This is a genomic window from Shewanella khirikhana (assembly GCF_003957745.1).
GTDB classification, from domain to species: domain Bacteria; phylum Pseudomonadota; class Gammaproteobacteria; order Enterobacterales; family Shewanellaceae; genus Shewanella; species Shewanella khirikhana.
The window spans coordinates 3,220,779-3,237,899 of record NZ_CP020373.1; the positions used below are offsets into that span (position 1 = coordinate 3,220,779).

Consider the following 17,121-nt stretch of genomic DNA (forward strand, 5'->3'; position numbering starts at 1 on the left):
GAGTGTCTTACACGAAGACGTTGTTTATCAGCACCTCCCTTCTGCTTTGCAGTCTCGGTGTATCGGCCAATGGCCCGGACATCGAGGCCGGCGAATCGCAATCGCTCCCTGTGACTCTGCAAACCCTGTTGGAATCCAACGGCAGAGACAACCTTATCGAGCTGTTTCAGATAGGTGTACAGAATCAGGTTATTGCCACCCAGGCGGGTGAGCACAACCAACTGATGCTGACACAATTAGGCGTGGGGAATGAAGCGACTGTGACCCAGCTGGGGTTCAACAACGAGGTGGAACTGCTGCAAGCGGGTAACCACAACAGCGCCGAGGTAACCCAGATTGGTGACAACAACCTGGTGCAACTCTCGCAGTTGGGCAGTGCGAATTTTTCAATACAACAAATCGGCGATGGGGCATCCATAGCCGTGACTCAATATTAACAGGGAGCGTCAAATGAAATCACAAGCAAAGAAATCACTCCTGGCTCTGGCCATCTCTGCCGGTATCGGTCTGTCTGCTCAGGCCATGGCAAGCGATGTGAGTGAGATCGGCGTAAACCAGTCCGGTGAGCGTAACGAAGTGACCGTTGAGCAAACCGGCTTATTGAACGCGGGTGAGTTTGCCCAGATTGGTAACGACAACAAAGGCAGCATCACCCAGAACGGCGTGTGGAACGAAGCCTATGTTACTTCTACCGGCAACGAGAACTCTGTGACCGTTGACCAGTCTGAAGACTGGCACATCGCCAACACCACCCAAACCGGCGACGGCAACACCGACAACGTAACCCAGTCAGGCTTCTTCAACCAGAGCACTGCTGACACCGTGGGTAACGGTAACGGTGTAGATGTAATGCAAGCCGGTGCCCTTAACGAAAGCAACGTGGAACTGACCGGCGACAACAACAGCGCCTGGGTTGATCAGGAAGGCGACAGCAACTACGCCGTATTCCGCGTACAGGGCAACGACAACGACGGTGAAATCACTCAGGTAGGTAACGGCAACCAAGGCGGTCTGATCGCTCTGGACTTCAGCGCCAACGTGGGTAACAACAACGACGTAACCGTGTCTCAGCTGGGTGACAACAACGTTGGTGGTGTGCGCGGCGTAGCCGGCGACGACAACGAAGTGGAAATGGATCAGCAAGGCAACAACAACGTGGCCTTCGTTTATGCCCTGCAAGGCAACAACAACGATCTGACCATGGTTCAGGACGGCGACCGCAACACTGCCGTGCTGGAATTCACCACAGGTGACAACAACGACGTTGAAATCACCCAAACCGGTACCGAAAACGCCATCGGCGATGCACTGATTGCCGTTATCGAAGGTAACGACAACCAAATCGACATCGAGCAGGACGGTAACCTCAACACCGCTCAGTTCATTGTTGCCGGTGACGACAACGATGTGGATCTGGAGCAGGAAGGCGACAGCAACTACGCCGAGTTCGTGGCCTTTGGCAACGACAACACCCTGGATCTGAGCTCTGAAGGTACCAGCAACGAAATCCAGGCCGGTGCCTTCGGTGAAGACAACAGCCTCGAAGTGATGCAGGAAGGCGAAACCAACTTCGCTTACGTGTCTGCCACTGGCGACGACAACGAAGTTGACGTGACCCAGGAAGGTGTGAGCAACGAAGCCATTGTAACTGTCGAAGGCAACAGCAACACTGACGTGGTAGCTGCTCAGACTGGCGATCTGAACGTACTGGATCTGCTGATCTTCGGTGATGAGAACACAGCTGACATCGCCCAAACCGGCAACGGTAACTGGGTTGGTGCTGCTGATGGCAACGGTGCCTTCGCCATCGTAGGTGACGGCAACAGCCTGATGATCGCGCAAACTGGCAACGACAACCTGGTTATGGGTTCTCAGGCCGGCACTAACAACGTGATCAACGTAACTCAGGTTGGTAACGAGAACACTGCTACCGTTATCCAGCACTGATAACAACTGCGCCCTCCCCGGAGGGCCAATCCGCCGCACCCGCGGCGGAAGCTGAAAAAGGAGCCATATGGCTCCTTTTTTGTTTGGTGGTGTTTTTCATTTATTGGTATCTGCAAGCACTAAGCCACGCGTTAAGTAAACGAATGAACGAAGCCGCATCGCGGCTAAAGTCAGATAACTGTTGAAACCAGATAGCTCTTGAAGAGAAAGCGCTGTTGAAGAGAGCGCTGTTGAAGAGGGCACTGTTGAAAAGAGAACGCTGTCGAAACGGGATGCCAATCCAATGGGGGAAAGCCGCTGAAACGGCCCGCGACTCAAATAGGCCGCCAGCCATAAGATAAGGGTTTAGGCTTTCATATAAACAGACCCAAGCCCATCACACTGAAAAAGGAGCCACCGGGCTCCTTTTCTGACCTTGTCTGCTGAACACCATCAGCAGCAGGGTAAATCAACTGACCAGGGCGAAGTGGCTCTGGTGGGTCTGTGCCCAGCGCAGCAACTCAACCCGGTTGCGGGATTGGGTCTTTCTGAAAATCGAGGAGATATGCGCTTTTACTGTGTGCTCGCTGATGCACAGGCGGTCGGCAATTTCCTTATTGCGTGCGCCACTGCCCACCAGCTGAATAATGGTGCGTTCACGGCTGGTGAGTGACTGCAACATGGCCATGGCGTCGGCAGACACTTCGGCGTTGTTGTCCAGCTTATTCACCAAACGGCGGAACATCTTGCTGATGAGCGGACGGTCGAACCACAGCTCGTCGGCCACCATCTTGCGCAGGCCGGTCAGCATCAGATCCATGCGCTGATCGGCAAAGAGTACCCCACGGATCCCCAGCAGCAGCGCCGCTTCCTGATCCAGCGAGTCACGCTCCACCTGATACAAAGCCACAGGCACATGGGGCACCAAGCGGCTGGCCAGCAGCGGAATGCCCTTGTTATCGAGCGCCGCCCCTTTTTGGGCAATCAAATAGAAAGCCTGGCTGCCCTTTTCGACATCCAACTCACCCGGGTGTTTTACGATACGGGTTTTAAGCCCGATGGATTCGGCCAGAATGGCCAGATGACATGGTGCAACTAATTGATGCACAAATACTAATTCATTCACCGTATTCAAAGCTCTATCTCCCTTTACCGGCCCGCCGTATTCAAACTTCCCTGTGTGACTAAAAAATAACCAGACACTTGAATCGGAAAAACCATTTTGCGGGCTTGCGAGTATAAAACCATAAGTCGTACGTATGAATCAAAATAACAACCTGTTTGAATGATATACGGTAAAGAGGTTTAAGGGGGTGTGTTGCAGTCCTGGCGGGCAGTTGCGGCCAATGTGGGCTTAAGACTTATTTTTATTAACAAATGTAAACTGAGCAGTTTTGCACCCTCAAATCACCCAAATGATGTACCCCCACCGAGGTAGTACGACCAGGCTAGCCCTCCTTATAGCCTTCGGGTGTGGCTTATGTGATATTGTTCTGGTTTTTGAATAAACACTTTAGCCATCCAGCCCTCCACACTGTGTAAAAAAAATGCTAATTTGGGCGGGCATTGACAGTCAGCAGACAATTACAACTATTTGGCATTTGAAAGAGGGTATCTACACCATGGCGAAACATTCGCTGGATAAGGATAAGATCAAGTTCCTGCTGCTCGAAGGCGTCCACCAATCTGCGGTAGATGTACTTGAACGGGCGGGCTACACCAATATTGAATATCACAAGGCCTCTCTTGCCGATGATGCGCTGGCCGCATCCATCAAAGATGCCCACTTCGTCGGTATTCGTTCCCGCACCCAGCTCACCGCTGAGGTGCTGAAAAAAGCCGAGAAGCTGGTTGGTGTTGGCTGCTTCTGTATCGGAACCAACCAGGTTGACCTCAAGTCCGCCGAATTGGCCGGTGTCCCTGTATTCAACGCCCCTTTCTCCAACACCCGTTCGGTTGCCGAACTGGTGCTGGGCGAAATCATCATGCTGATGCGCGGCATTCCGCAGCGTAACGCCCTGTGTCACCGTGGCGGCTGGCTCAAGAGTGCCAACGGCAGCGTGGAAGTGCGTGGCAAGACCCTGGGCGTGATTGGCTATGGCCATATCGGCACCCAGCTTGGCATTCTGGCCGAAACCCTCGGCATGCGGGTTAACTTCTTCGATATCGAAGACAAGCTGCCCCTTGGTAACGCTCAGCAGATCCATTCACTGGAAACCCTGCTGGCCACCAGCGATGTGGTGAGCCTGCACGTGCCTGAAACCCCACAAACCAAAGACATGATTGGCCGCACTGAGCTGGCCACCATGAAGAAGGGCAGCTTCCTCATCAACGCCTCCCGCGGTACCGTGGTGGATATCGACGCCCTCAGCGCTGCACTGAAAGAAGAGCACATCGCCGGCGCCGCCATCGACGTGTTCCCGGTCGAGCCCAAGTCGAATGACGATATCTTCCAAAGTCCGCTGCGTGGTCTGGATAACGTAATTCTTACACCACACGTGGGTGGCTCAACCGAAGAAGCCCAGGAAAACATCGGTATCGAAGTGGCTGGCAAGCTGGCCAAATACTCAGACAACGGCTCCACTGTGTCGGCGGTTAACTTCCCTGAAGTATCGCTGCCGCTGCACAAGGGCACCTCACGTCTGCTGCACATCCACCAAAACCGCCCCGGTATTCTTATCAAGATTAACCAGGCGTTTTCCGAGAAAGGCATCAACATCTCGGCCCAGTACCTGCAAACCACCGCCGATATCGGTTACGTGGTAATGGAAGTGGATACCCACCAGGCCGAAGAGGCCCTGGAGCAAATGCGCGCCATCGAAGGCACTATCCGTACCCGTCTGCTGTACTGATCTCTGCCTCAATCAACAAAAAGGTGCCCTGTGGCACCTTTTGTTTTTTGCGCGCCTGAGCCATTCACCCGGCCAGCGCTATCCGCTACAATCCAGAACAACTCGGTTCATTTCAAGGAACAGGCAATGACATTTACCGTCTCACAGGCCACCTGGGCACTGGACAGCGAAAGCCCGGCGCTTACCCTGAGTCTGCTTAATCATCTGGGGCTGGTGTCAGTCACCGGCGAGCAGGGCATCAGTTTTATTCATGGTCAGGTCACCGCCGATGTAACGTCGCTGGAAAAGGGCCACTGGTGCTGGGGTGCCCACTGCGATCCCAAGGGCCGTATGCTGGCAAGCTTTCGCGCCTTCAAACAAGACGATGCCCTGATGCTGCTGGCCCCCCGCAGCGCTATCGAGGTATCCCTGCCGCAACTGAAAAAGTACGCGGTATTCAGTAAAGCTGAACTGACTGATTTGAGTCAGGAAATCAGCCTGATTGGCGTGTCCGGCAGCGAAGCCACCGCCTTTGTTGGCAGCTACTTTGGTGAGCTGACCGATGCAGTCAGCTACACCGAAAAAGGCACCGTCATCCGTGATGGCGAGCGCTTTATACTGCTGCTCGACAAAACCCAGGCGAGCGCCCTTATCGATGCCAGCGGTCAGCCACTCTACGGCGCTGGCGTATGGCAGGCGCTGGAGATCCGCGCAGGCTACCCCAATATCGCCGCCAATCACGCCAGCGAATACATTCCGCAAATGTGTAACCTGCAGGCGGTGGGCGGCATCAGCTTCTCCAAGGGCTGCTACATGGGTCAGGAAACTGTGGCCCGCACCAAGTATCGCGGCGGCAACAAGCGTGCCCTTTACATCCTCTTTGGTGAAAGCCAGACGCCGGTGCGCCTCGAAAGCACCCTGGAAATTGCCGTTGAAGGTGGTTATCGCAAAGCCGGTAATATCATCGAAGTGGTCAGCCGCGGCGGCAAGGTGCTGATGACGGCTGTGCTCGCCAACGATACGCCGGCCGATGCCGTGCTGCGTCTGGCGGATGATCACGAGGCCGGCTTCCGCTTGCTGCCACTGCCCTACTCTCTTGACGACGAATAGCCTTGAAGATGAATAGTCTTGAGGGCAAATAGTCGCTCGAAGATTAATTCCCACAAGTGAGGCACCGCCCAACAAAAAAAGCGCCATAGGCGCTTTTTTATGTCTGAGCCAGTGCATCTGAGCCGGTGTATTTGAGTGGCGAGGATCAGGTTTCAATATGTTGGTCGCGAATGGCAATCACCTCGGACAGTATTGTCTTGAAGTGCTCGACCAGCGCCGGGTCAAAGTGCTTACCCGCTTCGGACTCCAGCAGCGCCATGGTGTCCTCAATGGTCCAGGCCTTTTTGTAAGGGCGAATCGATGTCAGCGCATCAAACACATCAGCAATGGCAACGATACGCCCCTCGATGGGGATCTCCTCGCCCTTAAGGCCGCGCGGATAACCTGATCCATCCCATTTTTCGTGGTGGGTCAATGCGATACGGCGAGACATCTGCAGCAAGGGATCCGGGTGCTCACCGATGATCTCGGCGCCGATTTCGGCGTGTTGCTGCATGATTTTCCACTCGTCCGCATCCAGCTTGGCGGGCTTTTTCAGCACCGCATCCGGGGTACCGATTTTGCCGATATCGTGCATGGGGGCAGCGTTGTAGAGCATTTCACAGAAAGGATCGGGCAACCCCGCCTGACGCGACAGCAACCTGGCGTAATGGCTCATGCGAACCACGTGCAGCCCGGTTTCATTGTCCTTGTATTCGGCAGCCCGGCCGAGACGACGGATAATCTCGAAACGGGTGCGTTCAAGTTCTTTGGTGCGCTCACGGACCTGCTCTTCCAGCAGCCGCTTCTGATCGTACAGCGCCAGATGATTTTTCACCCGCGCCTTCACAATCGGCGCACTCACCGGCTTGGTGATATAGTCCACCGCCCCCAGCTCAAAACCCTGGGTTTCATCGGCCACCTCGGCCATGGCAGTGACAAAAATCACCGGAATATGGGACGTCATGGGTTCCTGCTTCAAGCGGCGACAAACCTCGTAGCCACTCATGCCGGGCATCATCACATCGAGCAAAATCAGATCCGGCGGCGAACTCTGCGCCACGGCCAGCGCCTTGGGGCCGTCAATCGCCACTTTCACCTTGTAGTCCTGCCCCAGGATCCCCACCAGAATGTCGATATTCTCAGGGGTATCATCCACTACCAACACTGTGGCTTTATCGATTATCACCTCGGTTATCTCCCTTAATCGCCCCGCCTCAGACACTGAGTTCGGTACTGCTGTGTTCCTGTTCCAGTTCCTGAAGCAGCTCACGCACCAGATCGGCGCCATCGTCGAACTGGTAACCCGCCACCATTTCCCGCACCGGCCGCAAACGGCTCCACAGGGTTTGGCTGACCTGCCCGCCGAGGGCATCCAGCGCCGCAACCGCGCCGGAGTCTGAATCGTCCAGCATGCCAAGCACCTGGTTCAGGGTCGCTATCAGCTCCTCATCGCCAAGCATGGGCCCGGCCTCGCCGGTGGCGTCGGCATTGTCAGTTGCCGATGCCTCGGCCCAGCGCTCAATCGCAACGACTATCGGGCCGAGGACGGCCTCAAGCTCAGCCAATGCAGCATCGCAGGGCTCTTTATTCATCAGCAGGCTTTCCAGCGACTTGGCGGCCAAGACCAAAGGCTCGGCGCTGAGGTTACCGGCAACCCCTTTGAGGGTATGGGCCAGACGCACGGCTTCTTCCTGCTCTCCCGCTGCCAGCGCCTTACGAATGCCAGCGGGTGCTTTGGCCTGGCTGGAAATAAAGCGCTCCAGAATGCGCCGATACAGGCGCTCTGAGTGCTGCACCAGCTGCAGCCCGCGGTCGATATCCAGATCCTCATGCTCGGGCCAGCTCACCAGCTGCGCCTCTGTGTTTGGCGCCAGTGCGGCTTGTGCCACATCGCCGGGATCGGCATCGGGGCACAGGAATCGCAGCAGCGCCTGATACAAGAGCCCCACCTCGATGGGTTTGGCGATATGGTCATTCATGCCCGCCATCAGGCACATTTCCTTATCACCGGCCATGGCATTGGCGGTCATTGCCACCACCGGCAAATCGGCCAGTCCGGGCATTTTGCGCAGTTCACGGGTGGCCTGATAGCCATCCATCACCGGCATCTGGCAGTCCATCAGCACGATATCGAAGCACTGCTGGCCGAGTTTTTCCAATGCAATCTGGCCGTTATCGGCGATAGAAAGCTCAACGCCCACTTGCTCGAGAAACTCGGTGGCCACTTCCTGATTCATCTCGTTGTCTTCCACCAGCAGCACCCGTTTGCCCTTAAGCCCGGCAAGCTGAGTGGCACTGAGCGGCTCATCGGCGCGACGACGCACAGGCTTGGCACCCTGACGACCCAGCGCCAGCATGATGCCGTCGAGCAGCCGCGAGGCGCTGATGGGCTTGGTGATGTAGCCGCTTATGCCCTGCGCTTCCACTTCATCGATAAACCCGGCGTTGGCGTGGGCCGACACCATCAGCACCAGCGGCGGCTTGGCCAGCTTGCGCATACCGGCGGCGGTTTCCAAACCATCCATCTCCGGCATTTTCCAGTCGACCAGCGCGACTTTAAACTCCCGTTGCTGGCATTTCTCCAGCGCTTCCATACCGCTGCGGGCGGTCTCCACCGCAAAGCCCATGCTTTGCAGCGTGGTGCGCAGAATGTCGCGGGCGGTGCCGTTATCGTCCACCACCAGCACCGGCATGCCTTCCAGTTCCTGCTCCACATTAAGCCTGGCGTTTTGCGCCACCTTCGCAGTTATGGTGAAGAAGAAGGTACTGCCGTTGCCAAACTGACTTTCGACACCAATTTCGCCGCCCATCAGCTCGACCAATTGCTTGCAAATCGCCAGCCCAAGGCCGGTGCCGCCATATTTGCGGGTGGTTGAGGTATCGGCCTGACTGAAGGACTTAAACAGTTTGGCCTGCTGCTCACTGGTCAGGCCGATGCCGCTGTCGCGCACCGCAAATTTGAGCTGCACTTCATCGCCATCGCGGGCCAGTTCGCTGATAGACAGCATCACCTCACCCCGTTCGGTGAACTTGATGGCGTTGTTCATCAGATTTATCAGCACCTGACCGAGGCGCAGTGCGTCCCCTTCAAGATGGCGGGGCACATTGGGGGCGACAGAAAACAGCAGCTCCAACTGTTTGTCTTCGGCTTTGACCGAGAACATGTCGCCAAGATCTTCCAGAATGGTGTCGAGCTGGAACGGCAGGATCTCAATATCCAGCTTACCGGCTTCAATTTTGGAGAAGTCGAGAATGTCGTTGATGATCCCCAGCAGCGACTGGGAAGCCCGCTCGATTTTCTCCACATAGTTGCGCTGCTTGCGGTCAAGCTGGGTCTGCAAACACAGCTGCGACATGCCAATAATCGCATTCATCGGGGTGCGGATTTCGTGGGACATATTAGCCAGGAAGTCGCTCTTGGCCTGATTGGCGGCATCGGCATCTTCCTTGGCGGCCAGCAGTTCATCTGAGAGCAGCTTAAGACGGGTAATATTGGCAATGCTCATAACCACAGAGCGCTCGCCCTCCTCTTCATCAAGCTCGGAGGCAATCACCGCCATCCACATCAGCTCACCGCTGTCGCTTTGCATCCGCCACTCGCCGCTGATACTGCCCACATCGCTTTCGGCCAGCGCCTGATACAGATTGGTGGCCAGCTCCCTGTCCTCGGGCATCATCAAATCGGCCAGCGCCCGGCGCCTGAGCTGCTCAGCGCTCATACCCAGATCGCTGCTGAACTGGGCATTGCAGTCTTTAATCATGCCGCGATCGTCCAGATTGACGATACCAATGCCGGCGTTATCAAACAGCGCCCTGAAGTGTGCCTCACTCTTGGCAAGCTCAGTCTCCATCCGCTTGCGGGCACTGATATCCATCAGGTAACCGTTCCACACCAGACCATCGGCCTGCTTGCTGCCACGGGCACCGGCCTCGAGCCAGCGCAGCTCACCGGAGGGGAACTGATAGCGGAACGCCTTGGTCCACTGCATGCCGCCCTTACCCGCCAGCAGCCGGATAAACTCAGGCCGGTCGTCTTCGACAATCCGCGTGGCCACCAGCTCAAAATTGTCCATGATTTCATTACGGTGGAACCCGAGCGTGGTGATAGCGGCGCTGGACAGGAAGGTAAAGCTGCGGTCTTTTTCGCTGCGCCAGGTCAGCTGGTACACAGTGCTTGGCACCGACTCGGTAATGGTTTCCAGCCGCTCTCGGGACTGCTCAATCCGCTCCTGGGCCAGCTTTTGCCCGGTTACATCGTTGATGGCGCCATCGAACCAAACGGGATTGCCATCGTCATCGTAGCTCGCCTTGCCTTTTTCATGGATCCAGCGAACAGAGCCGTCGCGATGGCGAATGCGGTACTCCACCTCAAAGTCGTGCTGCTCGGCCAGGGCGCCGCCGATCACCTCACCGCAGTGCGCCAGGTCTTCATCCACAATCAGCGAGCCGAAGCTGCGCTTTTTGTTTTCGATAAAGTGCCAGGCCGGATAACCGGTGATCTCGGTGATGTTGTCACTGACATATTCCATCACCCATTCCTCGGCAATGCGGGTGCGGTACACGGCGCCGGGGATATTGGACACCAGCCCCCGGAAACGAGTTTCGCTTTCGCGGATCTTGCGCTCCACTTCCTGCTGGCGCGACAAATCCCTTACCGAAGCCGCCACCTGACGTTTTCCGCGATGGTCCGCTGGCAGCAAGCTTAAGCCAATCTGCACCGGAAACTCGCGGCCATCACGCCGCAGGGCGTTCAGGGTCTGGCCATCGGCCATCGGCCTGTCTTTGCCCTGCTTCACAAACTGGCGCCTGTCTTCGGCGTGGGCGGCGCGTTTGGCCTCGGGCATCAGGTTTTCAACATTCAGCCCAAGCATTTCATCGGCGCTATAGCCAAACAGCGCCTGACAGCGACTGTTGCTGAACACCAGATTACCGGCTTCATCCACAATCAGCATGGCCTCGGGGGCGGCCTCAAGCACGGCGCTGGACCAGGCTGCGGCAGAAAACTGCTCGGTCACATCGTTAAACAGCATCTCCACCGAGATAAGCTGACCTTCTTCATCCACAAGTGGCTGCATAAACACATCGAGGCGACGCAGGCGGCCATCGGCAGCCTCCATTTCCACCTGATGCGGCGGCACATTTTCACCGCCCAGGGCCTGCTCCATGTACTGCCAATTCTGCTCATTCACGGGATTGCTGGAAAACAGCCGCTGGTACTTGCGCTTAAGCAGTTGCGGCGACAGTCCAAGCACCTTCTCAACCCCCTGGCTGACCTGTTCAATGGCGCCATCCGGCCCCATGGAGCAGTAAAAGGACTTCTCGCTCATACCATCGATAAGGCGGGCAAAACGGTTACCCCGGGAATCCAGCAGCGCCTGTTCGCGCTCTTCCAGCGCAACCGCCATTTCATTGAATTTATCGTTTAAGGTGGCAATTTCCCGCACCGCGCCTTCGGGCTTTTCAAGCCGCTTGATAAGGCCTTTACTGAAACCGACGATACCCGTTTCCAACTGCTCCAACGGCGCAGTCAGCCGCTTGGCACTGAAATAACTGGTCACCAGCAGCAACAGCGCCAGCAGTGCCAGACTCAAACTCAAGGTGCCAAAGTCGCGGCTCAAGGCCTGCATCAGTTGCTGTTCGGGGGTAATAACCAGCACCCGCCAACCCAACATGGGAATGGCGGCAATACTTGCGAGATAGCCTTTACGGTTCAAATCATTAAGGGCCACATCCTGCTTGTCGGCCGCCAGAATATGCTTTAGCGCAGCCTCCCCTTCCGCGCCTTTGGCGAGCCAATCGGCTAGGGATGCGCTGCGTGAGAGGTTATTGTCGGGGTGATAAATCAGCTTGCCGCGATTGTCGACCACCAGCAGCTGCTTGGGGTCTATCCCCAGGCGAATTGGCATGCTGGAGAGCGCCAGATCCGTGGTCACTACCCCCAACGGCTTGCCATCCTCCCCGCCCCCAAAGGGCTGCGAGAAGGTGATCATCAGCGCATCACCGGCGCCATCATCGAAATAAGGGGAAGTCCAGTAACCGTTTGGCGATACGATGGCCTCACTCCACCAGTCCCAATCACCGTTGGTGTAATCGTAGGAAGCAAGGCCGATGTCCTTGTTTACCAGCTCCAGATCCTGACGATAGACATAAGGGGCAAACAGCCGCTGGCCGGGCAAAAATTCAGGCCGAAAAGCAATGGCCGAACCATAAAAGCTGCTGTTGAGTCGCAGTCGCTCGGCCAACTGGCGATAGAGCGCAGGCGCAGATGTGAGTTGGTCGGGGTTGGCAAGGTTGGTGAGCGAGAAAGCCAGCGCCTGGGTGTCGCGCTGGGCAAGGGTGAGTTCAAACTCTAATCGCTTGGCGGCGAAGTCCGCCTTTTCTGCCAAATCGACAAAAAAGGTTTTTTTGGTTGCCTGATAATCGAGCCAGGCAGTAACCAGCGATACCCCTGTCATAAGCACAATCAGAGGCAGCGCAATTTGCAGCAAAATACGGCTGCGGAACGTCCTGAGTTTGGCGTCCTGCATTGTGACCTCCACTCTTGTCACCGGCATTGGCCGGTGAAGCGGTCAGGCACACTCTTCCCTACCGTGGGAAGGACAACAGCGACTTTAGCGCTTACTGATACTCAACTGGTTGAACTTTGGTAAAAAAAATCAAAGCAAACAATTTAACCATCAGTAATACGGATTAACAAGCCGCCAGGATCACAATCCAAAGAAAGTTGTCAGCCTTGTTTGGATTGCCAAACCTTTTTTCTGACATTCGACTCAGTGTTCAGCCAGTGAATCCAACTGTGACTGCCCGGCCGCATCGGCCTTGCGGCGAAAATACGCCCGGGTATCGCCCACCACCAACAGCCTCAGGCCAATCAGCGCAATCAGATTTGGCAGTATCATCAGGCCGTTAACGGTATCGGCGATAAGCCAAATCAGCTCCAGCTTTAAAAACACCCCTGAGCCCACCAGCGCGATAAAGCACAGCCGGTACAGCCACAGGCTCGTCAGGCCATCGCCGGCGCCCCATTTTTCTGCGAGATAACACCAGCAGCGCTCGCCGTAATAGTGCCAGCCAATAATGGTGGTAAAGGCAAAACAGCTCAGCGCTATGGTCAGCAGATACTGGCCCACCAGAGCGCCTGCGCCGTCGGCAAAGGCCGCGCTGGTCATGGCAGCGCCGCTGGCCTCCCCCTGCCACACACCGGTGAGGATCAGCACAAGGCCGGTCATGGTGCAAATAATCAGGGTATCGAAGAAGGTGCCGGTCATGTTCACCAGCCCCTGTTCCACAGGTTCGCGGTTTTTGGCCGCAGCCGCCGCGATGGGCGCGCTGCCAAGGCCCGACTCGTTGGAGAACACCCCGCGGGCAATGCCGGTCTGAATGGCAAGCGCCACAGTAGCCCCGAGGAAACCGCCCCCGGCCGCCACCGGATTAAAGGCGCTTTCCAGCACCAAAAGCAGCGCTGCCGGCACCTGGTCAATACGCCCAAACAGAATCAGCAGGCAGGCCGCCACATAGCCAAGGGCCATGGCAGGCACCAATGAGGTCGCCACCGCCGCGATGCGTTTTACGCCCCCCAGGGTTACCGCCGCCACCAAGGCGGTAAGCACGGCGCCGCTCACAACCACAGGCACATCCCAGGCGATATTTACCGCATCTGTGATGGCGTTAACCTGGGCAAAGGTGCCAATACCGAAAAAGGCCACCCCCACCCCAAAAATCGCAAACAGGCAGCCAAGCCAGCCAAGTCCCAGGCCCTTTTCCATGTAGTACATGGGGCCGCCCGCCATCTGGCCACGGCTGTCCTGGGTGCGAAATTTCACCGCCAGCATGCACTCGGCATACTTGGTGGCCATGCCAAAAAAGGCCGCTATCCACATCCAGAACAGGGCACCGGGGCCACCCAGCTTGATGGCGGTAGCCACCCCAACAATATTACCGGTGCCTATGGTGGCCGACAGCGCCGTGCACAAGGCGGCGAAGGATGACAGCTCCCCCTTGCCCTGCGACGGCCGCATCAACAGTCTGAGCGCCAACGGCAGCCGGAACACCTGAATGAGTTTAAGCTTAACGGTGAAATAGATACCCGTGCCCACCAGCAGCATCAGGGTTAAAGGCCCCCAGACGATACTGTTCAGGCTCGATATCAAGTCATTGAATTGCATAGATTCCTCTTATATTAAACAACCAAATTAATACAGGAGGAGGAAAAGAAATGATCCCAGATATGGCCCCGGGGCAGGCGCAAAAACGCCGGGCAGAGGCCAAGGTATGGCAAGCATCCTCTCCTCTGTCCTTTTGCCTGAGCGTTTCACCCCTGAGGGGCTTTCGCCTTCGGCGCCCGGCGCTTGTCTCGATTTGCACAATTTAAGGTGCGACGAAACAGCCCGGATCTCTCCAGAGGCTCGTCCAGTAGCAGTCCACACCAGGTCAATTCCTGGCACCTGAAAGAGTCCTTCGACATGCATCGAAGTTGGCCTCGTCGGTGTGGGGCACGCCCCAACTCTCCTGCTACCTTCATCCGAACGGAACCCGCAGTCTGGCCGCGGGGGAAGCAAGCTTGCCAGATGACCAAACCGCTGGCAAGCAGCCGCAGGTGAAGCGTGATCCCCATCAAGGCGAGCGTCCTTTTGGTAGCAAAGGCCTCGCCCGCCGTAACCTTTGCTCCCGCAGCAACCTTTGTTATCAAAATCCGCCGCCGCAACCCATATCGCCTCTGAAGCAAACCTTTTAAGACAACAGCTTACAAACGGCGCAAACCGGTTACCGCAACAACAAAATCCTTACCCGGAATTGTGAGCTGCCACGCGGTGGCAAATCGACCAGCCACTAGAATCTGCGCCCCAAATGCCATATTGATTTCACACGGATTGAGCCACATGAAACTGAATAAAGTCACCCTGACGCTGGCGCTGGTTGCCAGCACCCAACTCACTGCCTGTATGGGCCAAATGGGCCTGAGCAGCATGCTGACTCAGGGCAACCTGTCGGCGGTGGACAACCGCTACGGCCGTGCCGGTTTGTATCTGCTGCTGGCGCCGGTTTACGGCCTGACCGCCACCGCCGACCTGTTTATTTTCAACAGCATCGAGTTCTGGACCGGCAAAAACCCCATCACAGGCAAGTCTCCCGCCTTGGTGGATATGCCCGCCAAGACCATCATCAAGGTCAACGACAAGCTGGATAAAGAGCTGACCGATGCGCCGCTCAAGGGCGCACTGGGTGCCAACAACAGTCAGCAGATTGAAGATGCGCAGTTTGTGGCCATCGATGACAACACCCTGGCAATGTTGGTGCGTTTCAGCGACGGCAGCGAGCAGACCATGACCGGCAAGCGCAGTGGTGACAAGGTCGACTTCTTTGTCGACAACCGCTTTGTCACCAGCGTGACCATTGACGAGCTGAGCGCCTACGCCGCCAACCGTTAAGCCAAGCTTCAGGCAATAAAAAAGGGCGCCATGCGCCCTTTTTTATTTTCGATACGTTTAACAAAGCACTTCTAAAGAAGTATCAGCTATCAGCGGATCGCCAGCAGCAGAGCACCCGGCAGCACAAAGAAACTGCCCACCACATAGGCCATGGCCGCGCCCTTATTGCGGGCACTGGCACGGGCCAGCGCCTCGGCGCAGTAGACCGGAATGTCACGCAGCAGCGGCAGGCCGTAAATCAGCAGCACCGCAAACACGTTAAAGAGTACATGCACCAGGGCAACGGTCAGCGCCGCTTCTGCCGCACTGCCTGAAATGGCGGTTGCCGCCAGCAGCGCTGTGATGGTGGTGCCAATGTTGGCGCCCAGAGTAAAGGGATAAATCTGCCGGGTGCTGAACACACCGCTGCCCGCCAAAGGCACCATCAGACTGGTGGTGGTTGAGGATGACTGCACCATCACGGTTACCGCGGTGCCCGACAAAATACCCGCCACCGGGCCCTTGCCGATGGCGCCGTGAAGCATGGCTTTGGCCTTGCCCACCATCACCTGTTTGAGCAGTTTGCCAAGGAAGGTCACCGCAAACAAAATCAGCCCAATACCCAGCACAATCATGGCGATACCAGCCCATTTGCCATCCAGCACCGAGGTGATTTGCTTAATCACATCCAGCGCGGGCGCGGTCAGGCTCTTCATGAAGTTGTAATCCTTCATCGAGAGATTGGCGTCAATAGTAAAGAGATCCGCCAGATAACGGGCGGCCTTCTCCAGCACCCCGAAGGCAACTTCCAATGGCAGGAAAATCAGCACCGCCATCAGGTTAAAGAAGTCGTGCACGGTGGAGGCGGCAAAGGCGCGCTGGAATTCTTCTTTCGAGCGAATATGGCCCACCGACACCAGAGTATTGGTGATGGTGGTGCCTATGTTGGCGCCCATCACCATGGGAATAGCCACCGACAGCGGCAAACCGCCCGCCACCAGCCCCACAATCACAGAGGTCACAGTGGAGGAGCTTTGCACCAGGGCGGTGGCAAACACCCCCAGCAGCAGCGCCACCAGCGGATTATCAGCAAAGGCGAAGATGGCTTTTGCCCCTTCACTGCCGCCGGACACCAGCTTGAAGCCATCGCCGACTGCACCTACAGCCACCAATACAAGGTAAATCAGGGCAGTGATGGCAATCCATTTCATCACCTTGGTTTGGGTTGAAACACGCTCAGCGGTTTGGCTCATGGCTTTCTCTTGGATCAGGGAAGGTGCGATCAAGTCGTCGCACAGCTCTGGCTTTGATAGCAGCGACAGTTCAAGGCATTCAACTGAGGGCATGCCGAGGCCTGCTGAAGTTGGATAACGCCGAAATGGTGTTGCTATCAAAGCCCCGTAGGGCGTGGCTTACAGCGGTATCTGCTGCGTTACAGTTCTTGCGAAGGACTAGGGCCATTCGCTGCGAACTGTGCCTTGCATCTATCCACTTTAAGCTCACGCAGAGCAAGCACGGGACTTATTCGCACCTTCCTTATGGGAAGTTGCGGCGCATTTAAGCAAAGCTTTATGACAGAAATATGTCAGTAAAAAGACAGCCAAATACGCCGAAAATCACACCCCAAAGGGCAAAACCGCGCACTATAAACACCAAGTTATAAATCATCATTAAAATTTCATGCTCCGGGCAACGAAGCGCATATCCAGCTGCAAAATCCACGGCGGCTGGCCATAAAAGTCCCCTGAATCCCCATCAAACGGCCCACTGAAAGGCACAGATAGCTTTGCTGCGTACGGATTAAAAGCAGTGCAAGTTTCACACTTTTGTCGTATCACTAAAGGAGCGATAGCAAAAAGAGGCGC

The 17,121-nt window shown here is 56.3% G+C and carries 10 protein-coding genes and 1 riboswitch; of the genes, 5 read left to right on the plus strand and 5 right to left on the minus strand.

Annotated elements, in window-relative coordinates; all coding sequences use genetic code 11:
* Positions 1–2 precede the first annotated feature (2 nt).
* Positions 3–437, plus strand: a complete 435-nt coding sequence (locus tag STH12_RS14085) for a curlin (protein ID WP_237158628.1) — start codon at positions 3–5, stop codon at positions 435–437.
* Positions 438–450: 13 nt separating this feature from the next.
* Entirely contained in the window at positions 451–1,947 is a 1,497-nt protein-coding gene (locus STH12_RS14090; RefSeq protein ID WP_126168126.1) for a curlin, read from the plus strand.
* Positions 1,948–2,395: 448 nt separating this feature from the next.
* Here STH12_RS14090 and STH12_RS14095 read toward each other — a convergent pair whose 3' ends face one another.
* On the minus strand, positions 2,396–3,061 hold the full coding sequence (locus STH12_RS14095; protein WP_126168127.1) for a helix-turn-helix transcriptional regulator: 666 nt from the start codon (positions 3,059–3,061) through the stop codon (positions 2,396–2,398).
* Positions 3,062–3,548: 487 nt separating this feature from the next.
* Between STH12_RS14095 and serA the strand changes: the two genes are divergently transcribed.
* Entirely contained in the window at positions 3,549–4,778 is a 1,230-nt protein-coding gene (gene serA / locus STH12_RS14100; RefSeq protein ID WP_126168128.1) for a phosphoglycerate dehydrogenase, read from the plus strand.
* 126 nt (positions 4,779–4,904) lie between these two features.
* Positions 4,905–5,867: a tRNA-modifying protein YgfZ gene (gene ygfZ, locus STH12_RS14105; RefSeq protein ID WP_126168129.1), complete on the plus strand. Its 963-nt coding sequence runs from the start codon at positions 4,905–4,907 to the stop codon at positions 5,865–5,867.
* A gap of 145 nt (positions 5,868–6,012) precedes the next feature.
* Here ygfZ and STH12_RS14110 read toward each other — a convergent pair whose 3' ends face one another.
* From STH12_RS14110 to STH12_RS14120, 3 genes are all read right to left on the minus strand, one after another.
* Positions 6,013–7,029, minus strand: a complete 1,017-nt coding sequence (locus STH12_RS14110; RefSeq protein WP_126169534.1) for a response regulator — start codon at positions 7,027–7,029, stop codon at positions 6,013–6,015.
* Between the two features lie 34 nt (positions 7,030–7,063).
* The gene (locus tag STH12_RS14115) at positions 7,064–12,376 is read right to left on the minus strand and encodes a PAS domain S-box protein (RefSeq protein ID WP_126168130.1); all 5,313 of its coding nucleotides are present in this window, start codon (positions 12,374–12,376) and stop codon (positions 7,064–7,066) included.
* A gap of 243 nt (positions 12,377–12,619) precedes the next feature.
* Positions 12,620–14,014: an alanine/glycine:cation symporter family protein gene (locus STH12_RS14120; RefSeq protein ID WP_126168131.1), complete on the minus strand. Its 1,395-nt coding sequence runs from the start codon at positions 14,012–14,014 to the stop codon at positions 12,620–12,622.
* A gap of 115 nt (positions 14,015–14,129) precedes the next feature.
* Positions 14,130–14,260: riboswitch (glycine riboswitch) on the minus strand.
* A gap of 468 nt (positions 14,261–14,728) precedes the next feature.
* Between STH12_RS14120 and STH12_RS14125 the strand changes: the two genes are divergently transcribed.
* The gene (locus tag STH12_RS14125) at positions 14,729–15,277 is read left to right on the plus strand and encodes a DUF3332 domain-containing protein (protein ID WP_126168132.1); all 549 of its coding nucleotides are present in this window, start codon (positions 14,729–14,731) and stop codon (positions 15,275–15,277) included.
* A gap of 89 nt (positions 15,278–15,366) precedes the next feature.
* Here the strand turns inward: STH12_RS14125 and STH12_RS14130 are convergent, their stop codons facing one another.
* Positions 15,367–16,467, minus strand: a complete 1,101-nt coding sequence (locus tag STH12_RS14130; protein ID WP_418856624.1) for a Na/Pi symporter — start codon at positions 16,465–16,467, stop codon at positions 15,367–15,369.
* Positions 16,468–17,121 lie beyond the last annotated feature (654 nt).

Excerpts from the sequence above, each read along its gene's own strand:
- STH12_RS14090 (WP_126168126.1), top strand. The coding sequence starts at position 451 with ATGAAATCACAAGCAAAGAAATCACTCCTGGCTCTGGCCATCTCTGCC.
- serA (WP_126168128.1), top strand. The coding sequence starts at position 3,549 with ATGGCGAAACATTCGCTGGATAAGGATAAGATCAAGTTCCTGCTGCTC.
- ygfZ (WP_126168129.1), top strand. The coding sequence starts at position 4,905 with ATGACATTTACCGTCTCACAGGCCACCTGGGCACTGGACAGCGAAAGC.
- STH12_RS14115 (WP_126168130.1), bottom strand. The coding sequence starts at position 12,376 with ATGCAGGACGCCAAACTCAGGACGTTCCGCAGCCGTATTTTGCTGCAA.
- STH12_RS14120 (WP_126168131.1), bottom strand. The coding sequence starts at position 14,014 with ATGCAATTCAATGACTTGATATCGAGCCTGAACAGTATCGTCTGGGGG.
- STH12_RS14125 (WP_126168132.1), top strand. The coding sequence starts at position 14,729 with ATGAAACTGAATAAAGTCACCCTGACGCTGGCGCTGGTTGCCAGCACC.
- STH12_RS14130 (WP_418856624.1), bottom strand. The coding sequence starts at position 16,467 with ATGAAATGGATTGCCATCACTGCCCTGATTTACCTTGTATTGGTGGCT.